A 414-nucleotide genomic window follows, 5' to 3' on the forward strand; every position below is an offset into this window, starting at 1 on the left:
CTTAAGACCGCGTTTGTCCATTATCGTCGTCATATCCGAAGACGATGCAACCAGGTTCCGCAAGCAGGCTGAGGAAGCCCGTCAGCAAGGAGGCTCGCCATGAACAAACTAGCGTCTGTTGCTTTCGCCGTGGTCCTTTCGGTGGGTTCGCTGGCAAGGGCCGACCAGCCGGGACCGGACTGGATGCCCGCCCAGCAAGTGATCGAGAGGGTTCTCAAGTCGGGTTACACGCAGGTCAGCAAACTTGAAGCCGACGACGGTCGATGGGAAGGCGAAGGCATCAAGAACAGCCAGAAGATGGACTTTCATGCCGACCCGAAGACTGGCGAAATCACATCCGAAAAGCTCGACGACTAAGGGCACCGCCTATTATTGCGTCGAGCATCTTATAAAATCATCCAAATGATTCGATGT

General features: G+C 54.8%; 1 protein-coding gene. It reads left to right on the forward strand.

What is annotated here, in order from left to right:
* Positions 1 to 99 precede the first annotated feature (99 nt).
* The gene (locus tag KJQ96_RS38795) at positions 100 to 357 is read left to right on the forward strand and encodes a PepSY domain-containing protein (RefSeq protein WP_213256901.1); all 258 of its coding nucleotides are present in this window, start codon (positions 100 to 102) and stop codon (positions 355 to 357) included.
* Positions 358 to 414: the final 57 nt, after the last annotated feature.

The sequence above is a fragment of the Bradyrhizobium sp. sGM-13 genome, assembly GCF_018398875.1.
In the GTDB taxonomy this organism is placed as follows: domain Bacteria; phylum Pseudomonadota; class Alphaproteobacteria; order Rhizobiales; family Xanthobacteraceae; genus Bradyrhizobium.